Raw genomic sequence first — 19,538 nt, 5'->3', positions numbered from 1 at the left:
GGCACCGGCCAGATTGTCCTGGCCGCCACGCCGATCGGAAACATGGGTGACGCGACAGTCCGGCTGATCGACCTGCTGCAGCACGCAGATGTAATTGCCGCCGAGGACACCCGCCGACTGCACCGGCTGGTCAGCGCCCTGAGAATCAGCACCACAGGCCGCATCATGAGCTACCACGAGCACAATGAGCAGGCACGTACTCCGGAGCTGCTCGAGCTGGTCCGTGGCGGAGCCACGCTGCTGATGGTGACCGACGCCGGCATGCCCTCGGTCTCGGACCCCGGCTACCGCCTGGTGGAAGCCGCTGCCGCGGAAGCCATCGCGGTCACCGCCGCCCCCGGTCCGTCAGCAGTGCTGACCGCGCTGGCCCTTTCCGGGCTGCCCACGGACCGTTTCTGCTTTGAAGGTTTCCTGCCCCGGAAGTCCGGTGAACGTGCGGCACGGCTGTCCGAGCTGGCCCATGAGAAGCGCACCATGGTCTTTTTCGAGGCGCCCCACCGGCTGGAGCCAATGCTGCGGGCCCTGGATACCGCCTTTGGTTCGGACCGGCCCGCGGCCGTGGCCCGGGAACTGACCAAGCTCCATGAGCAGGTTCTGCGCGGACCGCTGCGCGACCTGCTGGAATGGGCCGAAACCAGCGAAGTCCGGGGCGAGATCGCCGTCGTCGTCGGCGGAGCCGGGGACGCGGAACCGGAAGCCCCGGAAGACCACGTGGGTGCGGTCAACGAGCTGATAGCCCAGGGTTCCCGGCTGAAGGACGCGGTGGCCACCATTGCTTCCGATGCCCGGATCAGTAAGCGCGAGCTCTACGCGGCGGTGCTGGCCGCCCGGGCGGATAAACCGTAGCGCCGTTCTAGCCAAATGCACAGGGTTTTGGAAATGTCATTGTGCAGGGGTGCATTTACACTGGTCGGCACGGCCTTTAACGTGAAGTCAGCACTGGACAGAATGTGATCCGGTAAACCCGCATACTTTGGAGGCTCACTCATGGCTGTAACCGCTGAACGCGAGGCCGAACTGCTGGCCCAGGTTCCCACCGGCCTGCTGATTGACGGACAGTGGCGCGACGCCGCCGGCGGCAAGACCTTCGAAGTCGAGGATCCCGCAACCGGCAAGGTCCTGCTGAGCATTGCCGATGCCAGCACCGAAGACGGCGCTGCCGCCATGGACGCCGCCGCTGCCGCCCAGGATTCCTGGGCCGCCACACCGCCGCGTGTCCGCGGCGAAATCCTCCGCCGCGCCTTTGAGCTGGTCACTGCCCGCGCCGAGGACTTCGCCCTGCTGATGACGCTGGAAATGGGCAAGCCGCTGGCAGAAGCCCGCGGCGAAGTTGCCTACGGTGCTGAGTTCCTGCGCTGGTTCTCGGAGGAAGCCGTCCGCGTCACCGGACGCTACGGCACCGCCCCGGACGGCAAGTCCCGCATTATGGTCACCAAAAAGCCCGTGGGTCCCTGCCTGCTAATCACCCCGTGGAACTTCCCGCTGGCAATGGCCACCCGCAAGATTGCCCCGGCAGTGGCCGCCGGCTGCACCATGGTGCTCAAGCCTGCCAAGCTCACCCCGCTGACCTCCCAGCTGTTCGCCGCCGTCATGATGGAAGCCGGCCTGCCTGCCGGTGTCCTGAACGTGGTGTCCACCACCAAGGCCGGGGAAGTCACCGGCCCGATCATGCAGGATGACCGCCTGCGCAAGGTCTCCTTCACCGGCTCCACTCCGGTGGGCCAGGGCCTCATCCGCGACGCCGCTGACAAGGTGCTGCGCACCTCCATGGAGCTGGGCGGCAACGCTCCGTTCCTGGTCTTCGAAGACGCTGACATCGACAAGGCCGTTGAAGGCGCCATGGCGGCCAAGCTGCGCAACATGGGCGAAGCCTGCACCGCCGCCAACCGGTTCATTGTGCACGAGGACATTGCCGACGAATTCTCCGAGAAGTTCGCCGCAAAGGTCTCGGCCATGACCACTGCCCGCGGCACCGAGGACGAGTCCAAGATCGGCCCGCTGATCGACGCCAAGTCCCGTGACAAGGTCCACTCCCTGGTGGAAGACGCGATCGACGGCGGTGCCACCGCGGTTGTGGGCGGCGCTCCCGTTGACGGCCCGGGCTACTTCTACGCACCGACCGTGCTCAAGAACGTTCCCGCCGGCGCCCGGATCCTCCAGGAGGAAATCTTCGGCCCGGTGGCACCGGTGATCACGTTCTCCACTGAAGCCGAGGCCGTGAAGCTGGCCAACGCCTCCGAGTACGGCCTGATCGCCTACGTCTTCACCGAGGACCTGAACCGCGGCCTGCGGATCGGCGAGAAGCTGGAGACCGGCATGCTGGGCCTCAACGCCGGCGTCGTGTCCAATGCTGCTGCCCCGTTTGGCGGCGTCAAGCAGTCCGGCCTGGGCCGTGAAGGCGGCGACGAAGGCATCGAGGAATACCTCTACACGCAGTACATCGGCATCGCCGACCCCACGGCCTAGCCGGGGCGAGCGGTCCCGGGCGCGGTCTTCCGCGGCCCGTCGAAGGTCCCGTTCCGGGGAGCTCAGTCTCCCGGGAGCGGGACCTTCTGTGTCAGGACTCAGGCACTGAAGACGCCGGGGACCGCTCGGCCGTGCGTACCCGGGGCGCAGGGAAGAACGACGCCGGAATAAACCTTGCGCGCAGCCGCACGGGAAGGGACACCGAAGCGCGCAGCGCATTCCGCAGGCTGTCCACGTCCTGCCAGTCAGCCCCGGACCTGCCCGTCCGCGGTCCGGTGCCGGCGGCGGGGTTGGAGTATGCCTCCGCCTCATAGGCAGTGCGCAGCCGTGCCAGTGCATTGGCGGCAGGCTGCGGCAGCTCTGCCTGCACAGCCAGACGGTCCGCATAGGAGCGCGGACTGTCCGCGGTCCGCGCCCGGTAGCCGAAGTCCTGGGCCACGTCCGTCGCCTCAGCCCAGACCGGGGCCGCGCTGCCGGTTCTGGCGTGCTCCTGCCTGCGGATCCCGCTGCGGCGCCGGCGCAGCGCCCACGGCGTCAGCACGGCAGCGGCGGCCACCAGGATCCCGATGCCGACACCGGCCCAGGGCGCTCCTGCAGTTTCCTCCGGAGCCAGGGACTGGGACTGTGTCTCAGCACCCGGCGCGGAGGAGGGGAGCACCGGCGGAACCGGATTCTGCAGTTCCCGGGGATCGTCGTCGGACTGTGCTGCGGACGCCGCATTCTGCTGCCGCGCCGCGGCATAGGCCGGGACGACGCCGCGGGAGGGAGTGGGCTCAAAGCGCACCCATCCGGCACCCTCAAAGTAAAGCTCGGGCCAGGCATGGGCGTCCCGGGCATCCACGGCGTACTCATCCAGTTCTGTGCCGTCCGGGCCGGGAACCGTGGACCCGGTTTCCCGCCCGGGGGCGTATCCCAGGCCCATGCGGCTGGGAATTCCCACTTCGCGGGCCATGACCGCCATGGCGGAGGCAAAGTGGATGCAGTACCCCGAACGCTGCTCCAGGAAGCGGGCCAGGACGTCTATGCCGTTGCCGTCATAGCCGCCTTCCACCGGCGCCTCAAGCGAGTAGTCGAAGTCCGGCCCGCGGAGGAAAGACTGCAGCGCCAGTGCCTGAGCGTACGGTCCCTGGGCGTCCGCCACGGCCTCCCTGGCGGTGTCGCGGATGATCTGCGGAAGGTTGGCAGGCAGGTCCGTGAACATCGGGTCCACGGCGTCCGCCGGAGCCGGGGATATTCCGGAGAGTGCCTCCCCGGTGATGATGGGCGCCTCGCTGATCACCTGGTAGCCGCTGCGCGGCTCCGAGTTGCCGGTACCGGAGAGGATGGTCATGGTGGACGGATCCCAGGTCCAGGAACCATCAAGCCCGGACACCGCGGACGGGGCGTAGGGGGCAAGCAGCCAAGGACTGGCGTAACTGGGGGAGCTGATCACGGTCTGCACGGTGTCCGTGGGGATTCCGGCATCCGGTGCCGGAGCGGCCGCCATTTCCTCAACACCGGACTGGCGGTCGTTTTCCCTGGTATCGGGCGCCCAGCGGGTTCCGGAGAAATCCTCCAGGGTGGTTGAGCGGAGGTACAGCGGCCGGGTGGAATCCGTCGCATAGGTAATGCGCCCGGTTGCGGTGGGCTGGCGCAGGTCATTGCCCAGGGTCACCACCGGGTTCAGCCCGGTGGTGCCGTTGAGGAAGTTGAACCGGGCGCCCTGGGGGAACGCGCCGGTATTAAAGCCCGGGATGGCCAGTGAAACCAGCAGGGCGGCCACGACGGCGCCCGCACCGATCGCGGCAGCACCTGCGGCCTGCGGTCCGGAGGGGCGGGAAGCAGCCGGCCCTGTGCCCTGGTCAGCACGTTCCCTGCGCTCCTGCCACGTTCCTGCGGCCAGGATCAGCAGGTAGCCGGCAGCAGCGGCCGCAAACCCGGCAACACCCACGCTCTGCGGTTTGATGATGGCAGGCACCAGCAGCACGGTGAACAGGCCAAACCCGCTGGCGGCCGGCATGCGCAGGGTGATCGCCAGGGTGTCCACCAGGACTGTTACCAGACCCACCGCCAGGCAGGCGACAAACACCACTCCCGTGTCCGGGATAACGGGTATGACCTGGGTGATGACAGTGGTCTGGGCCCCCGCCAGCAGCGACCCGGCCCGCTCCAGCGTCGCGCCGGTGGGGATGATGCCCAGGAAAGCGGCATCAGGGGAGAACATCATGGTCAGAATCAGGGTCAGGGCTCCGAGACCGGCAACCGGCACCAGCGCCGTCGGGAACCGAAACCAGCGCGCCAGTGCTGTGCCGGCAGCCACTGCGGCCACGGCGGTCCCCAGCGGCCACAGCCAGGCAGACCCTTCGAGCACTCCGTGGACGCTGAGGGCGCACAGCATCACTGCCGCGAAGGTGACTGCTCCGCCGGCCCACTGTGCCTGGCCGGTCCGCCGTGGACTGGGCGCTGGGCCGGTCTGATGCGGCTGGGGCGGGGCGAGCGTGGCCGTCATGACCGGTGTCCCGGCTGGGACAGGGCCGCGGCCTGTTCGGCGGCACCGGACCACGCTGCCGCTACGGGCTGGGCGGGGTCCAGGGCCAGAGCAGTCCAGCCGGCGGAGCGCAGCAGCGCCAGCTGGGCAGCTGCGGCGGCCGGACGTTCGGTGACCAGCAGGGCCACCGCCGCCGGCACGGCGTCTGCTGCCGGTGCCAGCCTGCGGGCATCCTCGCTGCTGAGGGTGCCGGTGATGACCACCAGCGGACCGCGGTGCCGGCCGTCCAGCAGGGCTTCCAGCAGGGCATCGCCGAAAGGTCCACGGCTGGCCGGTCCCGCTGCAGGGGGCCGCTCGGGGAGCTGGTGTGCCCCTGCGGGGGAGGGCGCTCTGTCCGGACGCCAGGGCCGTGGCCGGAGCGTCCGTGCTGCAGACGCTGCCGCGGCCTGTTCAAGTCCCAGGGCGGCCAGGCCTTCGCCCAGGTCGGTGACGGCGGCCGCGCCGCTGAAGACCTCGGCATCCGGAACAGCGGCTGAAGGCGAGCGCTGCAGCCCGGGACGCGCCAATGCATCCAGGATCCGGACGGCGAACCCGCGTTCCAGCAGGTCCGCGCCGACAGACATCACGGCGGAGACAGCCCACTCGAAGGTCTCGGAACTGGGCGGAGCGGTGTCATCAGCGGTTTCGGCCCAGAACGGGGAGAGGAACCCCTGGTCGTAGCTGGACTCGCGCTGATCCAGGACCAGCGTGGCACGCGGTGTTGCCACGGTTTCCTCCTGCCGCACCATCAGTTCGCCGTGCCGCGCCGTGGCGGACCAGTGGACCCTGCGCATCGGATCTCCGTGCCGGTACTCCCGTGTGGTCACATCGTCCTGGCTGGGCACACCCTGGACCCGGGTGGACACCGAGCCGTCGCTGCCGCGCAGGCCGTCCAGGACAGCCGCCGGCAGTTCCGCGGGCGCGGGCTTCACGATGAGTTCATCGGTGCCGCCGATGGTGTGCCGCGCCACGGCCAGCCCAAACGGGTCCAGGAATCCCGCGCTGACCGGTCCGATCCGGTACAGGCCGCGGCGGGAGGACTTCAGGCGGTACTCATAGCGGCTGGTGGAGCTGCGGTCGGTGCGGGCTGCCGGGAACCGGAATTCCGGGCTGGCTCCGAAGCGGCCGGGCAGCTCCTCCTTCATGCGTGCGGTGCCGCCGAAGGGCTGCACCGGGCGGACCGCAAGCGAGATGTTCACCGCTGTTCCGGTCTCCGCCGTGCCGGGCGTGAAAGTCCGCTCCACCCGAAACTGCGGCTTCAGCAGCCGAAGCGCCAGTGCGGAGACGAGCGGCAGCAGGATCAGGAATACCCCAAGCAGCAGCAGGTCACGCCGACCCAGGATCTGGGCGCCCAGCAGTGCAGCAACCCCGGTGCCAACAAGCCCCCAGCCGCGGCCGGTGAGCGCCGGCCTGCTCGCCGTGAGCAGCGCGGGCTTCCTCATCGGCTACGGCCGGACCATTCCGGGACGGGCACCGGCAGGCCGCGGCACGGGAACCTTGGACAGGATTGCGGCCAGCAGCGACGCGGGAGTGTCCCCGGCGCTGAGCGCCTTGCGCTCCAGGATCAGCCGGTGAGGCAGCACCGAACCGGCCAGGCGGGCGACGTCGTCGGGCAGGACAAAGTCCCTGCCTTCCAGTGCGGCACGGGCCTTGGACGCGCGGAGCAGCTGCAGCAGCGCGCGGGGGCTGGCGCCCAGGCGGATGAGCGGGTGTTCCCGGGTAGCTGCGCCAATGGCCACCGTGTACTCCTTGACTGCGGCGGAGACGTAAACGTCCCGCACCCGTGCGGTCATCGCGGCGATGTCCCGTACCGAAGCGACCGGAACGATCGAGTCCAGCGGGGAAACGGACTGATGGGTCTCCAACATTTCAATCTCAGAGGCGGTGTCCGGGTAGCCCAGCGAAATGCGGGCCATAAAGCGGTCCCGCTGTGCCTCGGGGAGGGCGTACGTGCCCTCCATCTCCAGGGGGTTCTGGGTGGCCACCACCATAAAGGGCTCGGCCAGCCGGTAGGTGCCGCCGTCGACCGTCACCTGGCGTTCCTCCATGCATTCCAGCAGCGCGGACTGGGTCTTGGCCGAGGCACGGTTGATCTCATCACCGATCACAATGTTGGCGAAGACCGGACCCTGCCGGAATTCGAAGCGGTGGGCATCCTGGTTGTAGATGGACACCCCCGTGACGTCCGAGGGGAGCAGATCCGGGGTGAACTGGATGCGGGTCACCGAGCAGTCAACGGCCCGGGCCAGGGTCTTCGCCAGCATGGTCTTGCCGACGCCGGGTACGTCTTCGAGCAGCACATGGCCCTCCGCCAGCAGTACCGTCAGCACCAGCCGGGCGGCTTCATCCTTGCCGTCGATGACGGTGTTGATGGCGTCCAGGATGCGGGTGCTGGCAGCCAGGAAGGAATCGGCCTCCTCTGCCGCGCTTCCGGCGAACGGCGCACCGGCTCCCGGAGCATCGAATCCGGCGGTGGCAGCGGATGTGTTGCGAGTGTCCATGGATACCTTCCAAGCCTCGGCGCAGTCATCCGGAGGAAAGCGCGGCTCCGGCTGGCGGTTGAGTGCCCCTTCAGCTGCCCGCCCGGCACGGCAGGGCCAGGGGCCCGCCGCAGCCGTTCCCGGCAGCCGCCGGGGCACTTAGTACGTACAGGGTACAAGCTCACTTAGGCTTAAAGACATGACTATCGACGGCGCATACGTTCCGGGTGAAATACCGCAGACCTACCTTGCCCGGGGCCACAGCCGGCGGGATGAGGGCGGCAGCGCGGAAAAAGCCTTTGCACCCGCGCCCGAGCCGCTGCCTGTTCCGGTGATGGACAACCACACGCACCTGGATTTCGGCGTGCCCGGCGCCCGGAGCGTCTCCGCAGCGCTCGACGCCGCTGCTGCCGCCGGCGTACACGGGGCAGTCCAGGTGGGAACCGATCTGGAGTCCTCCCGGGAAGCTGCCCGGCTGGCAGAGGAAGACCCGCGGCTGCTGGCTGCCGTGGCCATCCATCCCAACGATGCCCCCGAACTGGCAGCCGCCGGAGCCCTGGAAGAGGCGCTCGATGAAATCGAGGCGCTCGCCGCCCGCCCGCGGGTGCGGGCTGTGGGGGAGACCGGCCTGGACTATTACCGGACGGGCCCGGAAGGCGTGGACGCCCAGCAGTACTCCTTCCGCCGGCACATCGGTATTGCCCGCCGCGCCGGCATCGCGGTGCAGATCCATGACCGCGACGCGCATGATGACGTGGTCCGGATCCTGAAGGAGGAGCAGCTTCCCCCGGCCGTGGTGTTCCACTGCTTCTCCGGGGACGCTGATCTGGCCCGGATCTGCAACGAAAACGGGTGGTACATGTCCTTCGCCGGAACCGTGACTTTCCGCAATGCCCAGGGGATCAGGGACGCGCTCTCGATCGCGGATCCGTCCTTGGTGCTGGTGGAAACCGATGCTCCGTTCCTGACTCCGCACCCGTACCGCGGGCGTAACAACGCGAGCTACATGATCCCTTATACGGTGCGGGCCATGGCCGAAATCCGTGCCACGGACCTGGCCGAGCTCTGCACCTCGATTGCCGCCAATACACGGGCCGTTTACGGCTCGTGGAACTAGGTGTCAATCCCGGAGGCCGAAACTGGCATTTGCCCGGAGGTCACGGTTCGGTTACGGTAGGGACCTATTAGCCGGGGTCGGGGAAGGCTTCCGGACTGATAACCACCGCCTTAGAGAACCATGTCCTGCCTTCGGGCAGTCCGGACTACCACGACGGCGATGGTCCCTGCCTGCGCACGCCGGCACTCCGTGAGACCCGGAGCCCTGCCTGGAGTGCGCCCAAGTCCCCGTGCCCGGAAGTTCGAAAAGTTTGGAATTCCGTGGCAACTGCAATCGTGAGGCGCGGGCTTAAGCTCGGCGGCCAGGCCGCTGTGATGGTGGCACTCATCCTGGGGCTGGTGGCCTTCGTTGGCACCAACAAGTCCGTCGTCCTCAGCGTTGACGGGGAAACCAGCGACATCATGACCTTCGGCGGCACCGTTGAGGATGTCCTTGAGAAGGCAGACGTCCAGCTCTCAGCAGCAGACCTTGTTGTTCCCGGCCCGGACACCGAGGTCCAGGACGGAACAACGATCGAAGTAACCACCGCCAAGACCGTGGACGTGAACGTGGACGGCACGGGCCACACCGTCCAGACCACCGGCTCCACGGTGGCAGACCTGATTTCCGAACTGCGGGTCTCCGCCAAGTCTTCCGTGTCCGCTTCGCTGGACACCTCCCTGCTTTCACTGCAGGGACTCTCTATCTCAACTCCCAAGACCGTCACCGTGCTCGCAGACGGGAAGACCGTCCAGGTCCAGACCACCGCGTCAACCGTAGGCGCTCTGCTGGATGAAGCCGGCGTTACTGTCGGCCCCTCTGACCGTCTCTCCGTTCCGGCCCGGTCCGGCGTTGCCGACGGCATGACACTGAAGGTCACCCGCGTGGTCTCCGGAACCCAGGACACCGTAACGGAGCCGGTTGCCTTCGAAACCCGCACCGTGGAAGACGCCGGGCTTTTCGAAGGCGAGAAGAAGGTCACCGAACCCGGCACCCCCGGTGAGCGCACCCTGGTCTTCGATACCGTGGTAGTCGATGGCCGCGAAGTCAGCCGGGTGCTGGCCAGCGAAAATGTCACCCGTGAGCCGGTAGCGGAGACCGTCGCCGTCGGCACCAAAAAACGCCCCGCCCCGGCTGCGCCCGGTGGAACGGCCCCGGCCGGCGGTGCCTGGGCAGCCCTGGCCCAGTGCGAATCCGGCGGGAACTGGCACATCAACAGCGGCAACGGCTACTACGGCGGGCTGCAGTTCAGCACCCAGAGCTGGCTCGGCGCCGGCGGCGGAGCCTACGCACCGGTCGCCAGCGAAGCGACGCCCGAACAGCAGATCGCAGTGGCAGAGAACCTGCGTGCCAACGGCGGCTGGGGCCACTGGCCGTCCTGCGCCCGCAAGCTCGGACTGCTCTAGCTTTCGCATCCGCAACGAAGAAGCCGGCCCCTGTGGCCGGCTTCTTCGTTCTACGGGGCATGCTCCGACGCTGGGCGCAGCTTCGCGGACAACGCCCGGACATGACCGGACCTGTCCGCCGCTCCGGCCCGGCGGAAAAGCGACTCGCTTTCCCGGAGCCGTTCCGCTGCGTCCCGGTGCCGCCCCAGCGATGCCAGGCTCAGCCCCAGCAGAAGCGCCACTTCAGCCGCCGTCTGCGGAGAAAGGACACTGCGCCCGTCCCACGCTTCGGAAAGCAGGTTCACCGCCTCTGCATGGTTGCCGCTGAGGTGCTGCCAGCGTCCATGGGCGTGCAGCAGGTCCACGGCATCGCTGCGGGAGGTGCCTACAACGGCGAGCGCTGCCTCTGCCTGCCGGATGCAGGCCAGTGTCTGTTCATCGTGAAGACCGGAGGCCAGGCGCATGCTAGCCGATGCCTTGTTGAAGGAGGCCCACAGCCCTACATCGAGTTTGGGACTGAGCAGCGCGGCGGCCCGCTGGTGCAGCCGGACTCCGGAGGCCGTGTCTCCCCGCCTGAACGCGACATTCCCGGCAGTCCAGAATCCCTTGCCTGCCAGCAGGGTGTCCGGCACGGACTCAGCCAGCGGCAGGAGGAACACCTGGCAGTACTCCCAGGCCTGGGAGATCCGTCCGCTCTCCGTCAGGGCCGCGGCCAGGCACAGATAGGCGGCGAGGCTCACCTGGGAACCGGCGGTGCCTTCCTGCGCCGAAGCTACTGCCTCCTGCCCGTGCCGAACGGCAGCCGGCAGCCGCCCTGCACCCTGGCAGGCCCGGGCGAGCAGTTCCTGCGCCTGGGAACGCAGCTCCGGCCGGCTGCGCGCCAATGGATGCCGGGCCAGCGCGGAGGCCTGCTGGATACAGAACCGGTAGTGGCCCAGTCGAAGGCGTGCGTTGCAGGCCAGCAGGGACAGTTCCCACCAGCCCTGGTCGTCACTCTCGGAACGTGCTGCCGAGGCTGCTGCCACGGCCGTTTCCAGGCAGGCGAAGTAGCTGCGTTCATCCCAGGCCTGCGCCGCAGCCAGGCCAAGGAAAACGGAACCATCCGCACCGCCGGGACGGGCGCGGCCTTCCTGCGCAGCTGCCAGACGCGCGGCCAGGTACCCGAGCACATCCCTGCCGGGCTCCCGCCGTCCGGTTTCCAGCAGCATAATTTCCCTTTCGCGCAGTGCGGGTGCGCCCAGGTCCCTTCGGCTGAGGAGACTCTTCTCCCGGGTTGTTCGGAGTTTTTTCCCGAAGGTTTCACCCATGACCGTTACCGCCGTTCTCCCGGTGCGCGAGACTTGGATCAGCCGCGGTCAAGGACGCTACAGCCCGGGTTGCGGCAACGGCAGAGCAACAGCCAAAGCGCGGAAGGAATCCCATGAGTCTTTTCAAGCCACCGTTTCCGCCGGCTTTTCCTCTGACGGTGGGGGACTGGCCTGACTAGCACATTTGCTCCCCGGCTCAGGGTGAGACGGTCCCGGGCGCTAGTATGAGGCAGTGACTGAATCTGTTTCCGCGCCCGTTCCGCGGCCCAAACCCCTCCTTGGCGCCTCCGATATCCGGGCGCTCGCGGAGGAACTGGGCGTTCGTCCCACCAAGACCCTCGGCCAGAACTTCGTCATTGACGGAAACACAATCCGCCGAATCGTCGCTGCGGCCTCGGTGGATCCGGAGGAAACCGTTCTGGAGGTCGGTCCCGGCCTGGGGTCACTGACCCTGGGACTGCTGGATGCCGCCCGCGAAGTGGTTGCGGTGGAGATTGATCCGGTGCTCGCCGCCCGCCTTCCGCAGACGGTGCAGACCTGGCGCCCGGAAGAGGCAGAGAACCTGCACGTGGTCCTGGCCGATGCCATGCGCGTCACGGAGCTGCCGGCCGAGCCCACCGCGCTGGTGGCGAACCTGCCCTACAACGTTGCCGTCCCGGTGGTCCTGCACCTGCTGGAGACCTTCCCCAGCCTCCGCCACGGCCTGGTCATGGTCCAGGACGAGGTGGCGGACAGGCTTGCCGCGCGGCCCGGGTCCAAGACCTACGGCGTCCCCTCCGTGAAAGCAGCCTGGTACGGGACCATGCGCAAGGCCGGCGTCATCGGCATGAATGTCTTCTGGCCGGCGCCTAAGATTGCCTCCGGCCTGGTTGGCTTCGAACGGCACGAGCCGCCTGCCACCACCGCCACCCGCGAGGAAGTCTTCGCCGTGATTGACGCCGCCTTCGCGCAGCGCCGCAAGACCCTGCGTGCTGCCCTGGCCGGCTGGGCAGGCAGCCCTGCAGCAGCTGAAACCGCGCTCCGTGCCGCCGGCGTGGACCCCAGTGCCCGCGGTGAGGTGCTGGACATAGCCGCCTACACCCGGATAGCCGAGGCGAAAGCCGCATCGTGAGCGCATCCGGACGGAATCCGGGCGCCGTGACGGTCAGCGCGCCCGGGAAGATCAATGTGTCGCTGCAGGTTGGTCCGCTGCGCCCTGACGGGTACCACGCCGTGGCCAGCGTCTACCTCGCCCTGAGCCTGCGCGAAGACGTGACTGCCGCGGCCCCTCGGAGCCCCGGCATCACCGTGTCCGTTGAAGGCGGCGGTCCGCTGCGCATCCCGGTGGACGGCATTCCCCTGGGCCCGGACAACCTGGTGGCCCGCGCTGCTGCTGCCCTTGCCGCGCACGCGGGGATCGCCGATCCGGCTGTGGACTTGACCATCACCAAACGCGTCCCCGTAGCCGGCGGGATGGGCGGCGGATCGGCCGACGCCGCCGCCGCACTGCTGGCCTGCAACCTGCTGTGGGGAACCGGGCTGGACTCTGCCGAACTTAACGCACTGGCTGCCGGCCTGGGCGCGGACGTACCCTTCGCCCTGGAAGGCGGCGCCGCCGTCGGGCTTGGCGTCGGCGACCTGCTCACCGAAGTGTCCGCGGAAACCCCGCTGCACTGGGTCCTGGTGGCCTCGTCCGGATCGGGCCTGTCCACCCCGGCGGTCTACGGCCGGCTCGATGCCCTGCGGGCCGAAGCCCAGGCTGTCGGTGCTGCGCCGGCACCGGACCCCGTCGCCGCCGACCCGCGCGTCCTGGACGCGCTGCGCACCGGGAACGCCGCCGCACTGGCCGGCGTTATCACTAATGACCTGCAGTCTGCGGCCCTGTCTCTGGCACCGGAGCTGGAGCGGGTCCTGGACCGTGGACGCGCCCTGGGCGCCCTCGCGGGGATCGTATCCGGCTCCGGACCCACCCTGGCCTTCCTGGCCGCTGACGCCGGCTCCGCAGCCCGGCTCGAAGCAGCGCTGCGGTCCGAGGGGCACAACGCACTGGCCGTCCACGGCCCCGTTGCCGGGGCGCAGCCCACGGCCAGCAAAACCTGAACACCCGACGAAAGTAGTTCCGATTGGCACACCTGCTTGGCGCTGAGAACCTCAGCATCGCCTTTGGCACCCGCACCATCCTCGACGCCGTCTCCCTTGGGCTCGACGAGGGGGACCGGATCGGCATGGTGGGCCGCAACGGCGACGGCAAATCCACGCTCATGCGGCTGCTCGCCGAACGGCAGAGCGCGGACAGCGGCCGGGTCACCCGCCGCCGCGACGTCACGGTGGGCTACCTGGACCAGTCGGACGTGCTCGACGGCGACCTCACCGTGGGGCAGGCAATCGTCGGCGACGCCGCGGACTACGAGTGGGCTTCGGACCCGAAGATCCGCGACGTCATGAGCGGCCTGGTGCAGGAAGTGGACTGGAACGCGCAGGTCTCCTCCCTCTCCGGCGGCCAGCGCCGCCGCGTTGCCCTGGCCAAGCTGCTGATGGGCGACGACGACGTCATCATGCTCGACGAGCCCACCAACCACCTCGACGTCGAAGGCGTGGCCTGGCTGGCCCGGCACCTGAAGCAGCGCTGGCGGGCCACCGACGGCGCACTGCTGGTGGTCACCCACGACCGATGGTTCCTCGACGAAGTCTGCACCCGCACCTGGGAGGTGCACGACGCCGTCGTCGAGCCCTTTGACGGCGGTTACGCCGCCTACGTGCTGGCCCGCGCCGAACGCGACCGGATGGCTGCCGTCGTTGAGGGCAAGCGCCAGCAGCTGATCAAGAAGGAACTTGCGTGGCTGCGCCGCGGTGCCCCCGCGCGGACCTCGAAGCCGAAGTTCCGCATCGAGGCCGCCAACACCCTGATTGCCGACGTGCCCGAGCCCCGGGACACGCTGTCCCTGAACAAGATGGCGACGGCGCGGCTGGGCAAGGACGTTCTGGACCTGGAGAACGTCTCCCTGGAGCTTGGGGACACCCAGCTCTTCCGGAACATCACCCTGCGGCTGGCTCCCGGGCAGCGGCTGGGCATCGTGGGCGTGAACGGCGCCGGCAAGACCACGCTGCTGCGCCTGCTCAACGGCACTGTTGAGCCGACGTCGGGCCGGCTGAAGCGCGGCAAGACCGTGCAGACAGCCGTGCTGACCCAGGAAGTCCGTGAACTGGACGAGGTCGCCGACCTGCGGGTCATCGAGGTGATCGAGAAGGAAAAGCGCGTCTTCAACGTGGGCGGTCGCGAGCTCTCCGCCGGGCAGCTGGTGGAGCAGCTGGGCTTCAGCTCCCAGCGGCAGTGGACGCCGGTGCGTGAACTGTCCGGCGGCGAGCGGCGGCGGCTGCAGCTGCTCCGCCTGCTGGTGGGGGAGCCGAATGTGCTCATGCTCGACGAACCGACCAACGACCTCGATACCGACACGCTGGCCGCGGTGGAGGACGTGCTCGACGGCTGGCCCGGAACCCTGGTGGTCGTCTCGCACGACCGCTACCTGCTGGAGCGCGTCACTGACACCCAGATGGCGCTGCTTGGCGACGGCAAGCTGAGGGACCTGCCCGGCGGCGTCGACCAGTATCTTGAACTGCGCGAAGCAGCGCTGGCATCCGGTGCCGGCGGCGGAAGTTCCTCGCAGGCCAGCCGGGCCGCGCAGGCCGGTGCCTCCCGGCCCGATGCCGCCGCCCCGGGCGCCGTGGCCACGGCTGTAGCGGGCTCGGCGTACTCGGAAGCGGACAAGCGCAACGCCCGGAAGGACCTCACCCGGATTGAGCGGCAGCTGACGAAGCTCGCCGGCCAGTCGGAGAAGATCCACGAGCAGATGAATAAGGAAACTGCCGGCGGCAGCCCGGACTTTGAGGTGCTTGCTGAGCTGAACGCCAAGCTGCAGGCTGTCGCCGCCGAGCAGGAGGAACTTGAAATGCAGTGGCTCGAAGCCTCGGAGATCCTCGAGTAGCGTCTCCGCTGGAGCTGGGGCTGGACTAGAGCTTAGGGGATCCGGCCAGGAACGAGGTCCGCAGGTTCAGGGGATAGTTGATGATTCCGGCAAAGCCGGTGCCCTGGGCACTGATGTACTGCAGTGCTCCGCTGCCTTTAACCGACAGCAGCCCGCTGCGGTCCCGGAAGTGGGCCGTCACTGATGCCAAGGCTATGGCGTCGCTCCACCCGGCCGAGGCGACCAGTTTCTGGGTTCCCTGGAAGGCACCCTTGCCGTTTGACTGCTGGAAGTAGAGTCTGGCGCCGGACCTGCCCAGGAGTCCCTGCAGTCCGGAACCGCCCAGATCGATCATGGTGATGTCGCGGTTCTTCCAACCGCTGCCCAGGACATAACCGGACCCAATGGCGCCGGAGGCCCCCACCGGGTGCCTGCGCACCTCCCCGGCAGAGCTGACCCCGATGACCGTAGGGTACATGCTGCTCGTCCACGGTCCGACGGCCAGCCGCTTGGCAGACCACCCCGTAGCGACGGTGACCGGACCGTCAAACCCGCCATCCGCCCGCCCGAGCCGTATCTCCAGCACGCCGCTGCGCCGCTGCACCAGGATGTCCGGAATGCCGTCCCCGTTCCAGTCGGTGACATGGAAGCTGAGGATGGTCCCGGCATTGAATCCTGTAGCCCGCCGTTCGGCCGGTCCATAGCCGCCTCCGCCGTTTGAGCGGGCAACCATAAGGTCGCCCGAAGCGTTGATGGTAACCAGATCGGCGAAGGTGAGCACCAGGGGGCTGCGGCTCATGGACAGCTCAGCAATGTGGTTGCTCTGGTACGACACGAACACGCGTCCGTCCGGCATAACGGCGAGCTGCGTGCCGGCGTCTGTGCTCTGCAGGACGGACCGTGTGCGTGCTCCGACGTCGATCAATGAGACGATCCCGCCCCAGCTGTGAATGATTTTTGTGGTGCCGGGAACCCGCAGGGCGCGGACGCTTTGATATCCGGGGCGGCCGGTGCGGTCCCGCAGGGACAGGGTGTCACGAAGTTTGCCGGTCGCCGGGTCGAGGGCCAGGAGACCGTTGACGGTGGCCACGTACAAAACCCCGCCGAGCAGAATGGGGGAGTAGATGTCCCTTGTGCCCTTCAGATACGAGACCCAGAGCATCTTCTCCGTTCGGGCGTTGTAGGCGAAGACGCAGGCGTCGCCAAGATAATCTGCAGCACCGTATCCTCCACGCGCGGACGTGGTTCCGTAGGCAGTGTCACCGTACCCTGCCAGTCCCACGACGGACTGTTCGGGAATGATCCTGGCAATGACTTTTCCCAGCCGGTTTGCCACTGGGTCAATGTGCGCCAGCGCGCCGCCCCGCAAACCAAACTCCGGAACCGTTCCAGCCAGGACCTTGCCTCCGGCTGCAGCCCACGCGAAGGGCCGGGACTGCATGTACGGATCTCGCAGCGTGGTGATGCGGGTGAACGCGGCGTCGCCCTCGGAAATGCGGGACCTGTCAAAGGAGAAGAGTTTCGCCGAACCGTAGGATCCCAGGTAGAGGCGGTTCCTGTCGTACTGCATCAGGTGCTCGATTTGGGCGACGCCGGTGGTATTGGAGGACCGCCAGCGTGCATCGGTCACAGGGTTTAGGGAAGCGAGCCCGTCGCCCTGATAACCGCCGAGGTACAGGAGACCGTGGTCCGATCCGATAAGGGACTGGATCGCCAGAGACCCGCTCAGGACCGCGGGGCGGACCCGCCGCGTCTCTTTCTTTTTGCTGATCGAGTACTCAGCTACAACCGGGGCTCCTGCATGCTCTCCGGCCGCGAAGATCTTGTCTCCGGAAACGAGAATGGACCGCACCAGCGAAATATTGACGGGGCATAGGACCTGTTCGGACATGGTTGTGGTGTCCCTGCGTATCAGCAGAGACCGTGCAGCGTGCCAGGTGATGTTGCCGCCGCCGTCGGAAAAAGCCCGGGAGGCAGACTCCAGCTCGCCCTCCCAGCGGCTTTTGACCGGGTTATAGATGTAGCAGTGGGACGTGTTGGTGCTGTCCTCGGCGATGACAAAGACTTTGTCCCCCCGCACCAGGATGCGGAAGACGAATCCGGAGGGCCCGCCGTCCGGAAGCTCAATGATTTTGCGGCTCCGCGGCGCTCCGGTGGGAAAAGACACGATCCGGGGATCTATGGACCCTGTTCCGGCGAAGACAGTGTCCTTCCAGACCCCCACCGCCCTGACGTAGTCCGTCCGCTCGTCTATCGCCGGGTAGGAGGCAAATCTCTTCGCTGCGGGGTCGTAGCTCCAGATGATGCCGTCCGGGAACGATCCGCCCCAAACCCGCCCGGAGGCGTCGAGATCAAAGCCGTAAAGAGCCGAGGCAGACGGCGCCGCCTGGCCCAGCGAAACCAGCTTCCGGCTCTGGAAAGTCCAGGCGAGGAGCTCACCGTCGTTGGCTGCATAAACGGTCCGGCGCCCCGGGTCCCACAGGAGATAGGCCGCGATCCCCCCTTCGACCGGGGGCGAAACGTATTCCCGTTTGCCGGTGGCCGCGTCAAGGACCTGGAACTGGTTGTTGCTGCCCGTTGTTGTGGTGATGAGCTTTGGAACGCCCCCGGGATCGGAAACGAGAAGCATCTCCTGAAACGTGGTGGATCGGAAGACATCCTTGTAGACCCGCTTAATGCCCGCCCCGGGGAACACCGCCCGCAACGATGGCTCTGCGTCCGGGTTGACCGCGAACCCAGTGCCGTCCGGGGCTATTTCAAAGGCTGGAAGTGGTGGAGCAGTGACTGCCAGAACGCCGGAGACTGCGGCGAGGGAGAGAACTGATCGGCGGGTGGCGGTGGCTGGAAGTCGCATTGGATTCCCCTCACGGAGGGCTCGGCCGGAATAGACGCAGGCCTACCACGCAGGTTCCGCGGGGGAGAACAGAAGAGGCCGCAGGCACCGGCAGCCAGGCACACATTTTCTCGCCGTCCGCAGGCCCTTCGCCCGTCCAAGGCAGCTCAATGCCGCCGGTTCTCAGCCGGTGAGGGGCCGTTCAGACCCTTCGGAGGCCAGCAGTTCGGGCAGTACGTGGTCACGCAGCAGCGGCGAAATGTCATTGCGGGCGAACGCCTCCGCCGGCGTGACCCAGAGCGTCTCCTCGATTTCCGCGGTAGCTTCCGGCGCCGGTGTGCTCCCGGTTCCATACGGGCCCGGAAGACTGAGCGCGAACAGCCCGGCATCAATATAGGTATTCGCCTCGTTGGCCGCCGGACCATACCAGCGGCCGATGTCCGCGAGGTCGCCGGGCGTCACTGCGAGGCCCAGCTCCTCGTTCACTTCGCGGGCAGCAGCCGAGCGGAAATCCTCTCCGGCTTCCAGCTTCCCTCCGGGCTGCATAAACTTCCGGGTGCCGCGTTTGCGGACCAGCAGGATCCGCCCGTCGCTGTCTCGGACCAGGACGGCTGAAAGGGTAAGCACCAGCGGAGTTCCCCCGCCGGCAATGTGGCCCAGTGCCGGTTCTTTCTGCAGTCCGGTGAGGCCGTTCCAGGACAGGTTCACCAGATGCGCCGCCACCGTGGCCTTGTCCGGGGTGCGCGCATCCAGCCACCACTGCCCGGTCATGGCGACCATCCCCACCAGCATCTGCGCGTACATTCCGCCCACTTCGGCGCTCAGGCCGCGGCTGCCGAATTCCTTGGAGAGAATGTGCTCCACGTCGGCGGCGATGCGGGAAAGCAGGGTGGAGAAGGTGCCTTCGGGCTGCGACGGGGGAGCATCCCGAACCAGGATCCGGAACCCGTCGGTGTGGTTCTCGATGTAGTCAAGCAGCGAGTAGGCCGCGCGTTCCAGCAGCACCCGGGGCCCGGCGTCGGCGCCGAGAGCTTCCGTGATAGCCGCGAGCAGCCGGTCGAACTCAGTGTCCACAACTTCGGTATAGAGCGCTTCCTTGGACCCGAAGTGTTCGTAGACCACGGGCTTGGAGACGCCGGCTCCAGCTGCAATGTCCTCGATGGTCGCGCCTTCGAGTCCACGGAGAGCGAAAAGTGAACGGGCGACGCCGATCAGCTGGGCCCGCCGCTGGACTCCTGTCATACGCGGCCGTGACCGCGCAGTTGTTATTCTCGCCACTGTCCCAGTCTACGCATCGGCGCTAACCGCCCCGCGAGCCGCAGGTGACCCGAGTCGCGGAGCAGGGTTCGGGCATGGCAAACTGGACTCTTGTGTGCGGCATCAGCCACACATTTTCCGCCCTGGTGTAACGGCAGCACCCCGGCCTTTGGAGCCGTGGAGTATAGGTTCGAATCCTATGGGCGGAACGCTGGGAAGCAGCCGCGCGGCGAGCAGGGGGACAGCCCCGGGCCGTGGCCGGACAAC

The 19,538-nt window shown here is 67.7% G+C and carries 13 protein-coding genes and 1 tRNA gene; 8 read left to right on the top strand and 6 right to left on the bottom strand.

Annotation, left to right across the window (positions count from 1 at the left end):
• Positions 1-42: 42 nt before the first annotated feature.
• Both rsmI and ACWGQ2_RS00930 read left to right on the top strand, forming a co-directional pair.
• A complete protein-coding gene (gene rsmI / locus ACWGQ2_RS00935; protein ID WP_452014460.1) occupies positions 43-846 on the top strand; it encodes a 16S rRNA (cytidine(1402)-2'-O)-methyltransferase in 804 nt (267 codons plus the stop codon).
• A 141-nt stretch (positions 847-987) separates the two neighbouring features.
• Positions 988-2,466 carry an NAD-dependent succinate-semialdehyde dehydrogenase gene (locus ACWGQ2_RS00930; protein ID WP_452013373.1) on the top strand — a complete coding sequence of 493 codons (1,479 nt, stop codon included), beginning with the start codon at positions 988-990 and terminating at the stop codon, positions 2,464-2,466.
• Between the two features lie 91 nt (positions 2,467-2,557).
• Here ACWGQ2_RS00930 and ACWGQ2_RS00925 read toward each other — a convergent pair whose 3' ends face one another.
• From ACWGQ2_RS00925 to ACWGQ2_RS00915, 3 genes are read right to left on the bottom strand one after another with little or no spacing between them, the layout of a single operon-like run.
• Complete coding sequence (locus ACWGQ2_RS00925; protein ID WP_452013371.1) at positions 2,558-4,954, bottom strand: transglutaminaseTgpA domain-containing protein; 2,397 nt, start codon at positions 4,952-4,954, stop codon at positions 2,558-2,560.
• Positions 4,951-6,414 (bottom strand): DUF58 domain-containing protein, encoded by a 1,464-nt coding sequence (locus tag ACWGQ2_RS00920; protein ID WP_452013368.1) that lies wholly within the window; start codon positions 6,412-6,414, stop codon positions 4,951-4,953. The genes ACWGQ2_RS00925 and ACWGQ2_RS00920 overlap by 4 nt, the downstream gene beginning before the upstream one ends.
• Positions 6,415-6,417: 3 nt before the next feature.
• Positions 6,418-7,473 carry an AAA family ATPase gene (locus ACWGQ2_RS00915; RefSeq protein ID WP_452013366.1) on the bottom strand — a complete coding sequence of 352 codons (1,056 nt, stop codon included), beginning with the start codon at positions 7,471-7,473 and terminating at the stop codon, positions 6,418-6,420.
• 178 nt (positions 7,474-7,651) lie between these two features.
• Between ACWGQ2_RS00915 and ACWGQ2_RS00910 the strand changes: the two genes are divergently transcribed.
• Together ACWGQ2_RS00910 and ACWGQ2_RS00905 are read left to right on the top strand one after the other, a co-directional pair.
• Positions 7,652-8,569, top strand: a complete 918-nt coding sequence (locus ACWGQ2_RS00910; RefSeq protein ID WP_452013363.1) for a TatD family hydrolase — start codon at positions 7,652-7,654, stop codon at positions 8,567-8,569.
• Between the two features lie 260 nt (positions 8,570-8,829).
• Entirely contained in the window at positions 8,830-9,954 is a 1,125-nt protein-coding gene (locus ACWGQ2_RS00905; protein WP_452013360.1) for a ubiquitin-like domain-containing protein, read from the top strand.
• 50 nt (positions 9,955-10,004) lie between these two features.
• Here the strand turns inward: ACWGQ2_RS00905 and ACWGQ2_RS00900 are convergent, their stop codons facing one another.
• A complete protein-coding gene (locus tag ACWGQ2_RS00900; RefSeq protein WP_452013357.1) occupies positions 10,005-11,141 on the bottom strand; it encodes a helix-turn-helix domain-containing protein in 1,137 nt (378 codons plus the stop codon).
• 331 nt (positions 11,142-11,472) lie between these two features.
• Between ACWGQ2_RS00900 and rsmA the strand changes: the two genes are divergently transcribed.
• The 3 genes from rsmA to ACWGQ2_RS00885 are packed head-to-tail and all read left to right on the top strand — an operon-like array spanning position 11,473 to position 15,202.
• Entirely contained in the window at positions 11,473-12,351 is an 879-nt protein-coding gene (gene rsmA / locus ACWGQ2_RS00895; protein WP_452013354.1) for a 16S rRNA (adenine(1518)-N(6)/adenine(1519)-N(6))-dimethyltransferase RsmA, read from the top strand.
• Entirely contained in the window at positions 12,348-13,319 is a 972-nt protein-coding gene (locus ACWGQ2_RS00890; protein WP_452013351.1) for a 4-(cytidine 5'-diphospho)-2-C-methyl-D-erythritol kinase, read from the top strand. Before rsmA ends, ACWGQ2_RS00890 begins: the two co-directional genes overlap by 4 nt.
• Positions 13,320-13,342: 23 nt before the next feature.
• Positions 13,343-15,202: an ABC-F family ATP-binding cassette domain-containing protein gene (locus ACWGQ2_RS00885; protein WP_452013349.1), complete on the top strand. Its 1,860-nt coding sequence runs from the start codon at positions 13,343-13,345 to the stop codon at positions 15,200-15,202.
• Positions 15,203-15,227: 25 nt separating this feature from the next.
• On the opposite strand, the gene ACWGQ2_RS00880 is transcribed toward ACWGQ2_RS00885, so the two are convergent.
• Together ACWGQ2_RS00880 and ACWGQ2_RS00875 are read right to left on the bottom strand one after the other, a co-directional pair.
• On the bottom strand, positions 15,228-18,035 hold the full coding sequence (locus tag ACWGQ2_RS00880) for an FG-GAP-like repeat-containing protein (protein WP_452013346.1): 2,808 nt from the start codon (positions 18,033-18,035) through the stop codon (positions 15,228-15,230).
• 162 nt (positions 18,036-18,197) lie between these two features.
• On the bottom strand, positions 18,198-19,256 hold the full coding sequence (locus ACWGQ2_RS00875; protein WP_452013344.1) for a TetR family transcriptional regulator: 1,059 nt from the start codon (positions 19,254-19,256) through the stop codon (positions 18,198-18,200).
• Between the two features lie 152 nt (positions 19,257-19,408).
• Here ACWGQ2_RS00875 and ACWGQ2_RS00870 point away from each other — a divergent pair.
• Positions 19,409-19,480: transfer RNA gene (locus tag ACWGQ2_RS00870), tRNA-Gln, on the top strand.
• Positions 19,481-19,538: the final 58 nt, after the last annotated feature.

This window comes from Arthrobacter sp. NPDC055585 (genome assembly GCF_053619115.1).
The sequence above is the reverse complement of the archived record's forward strand: the minus strand, read 5'-3'. Positions and strand labels throughout refer to the sequence as shown.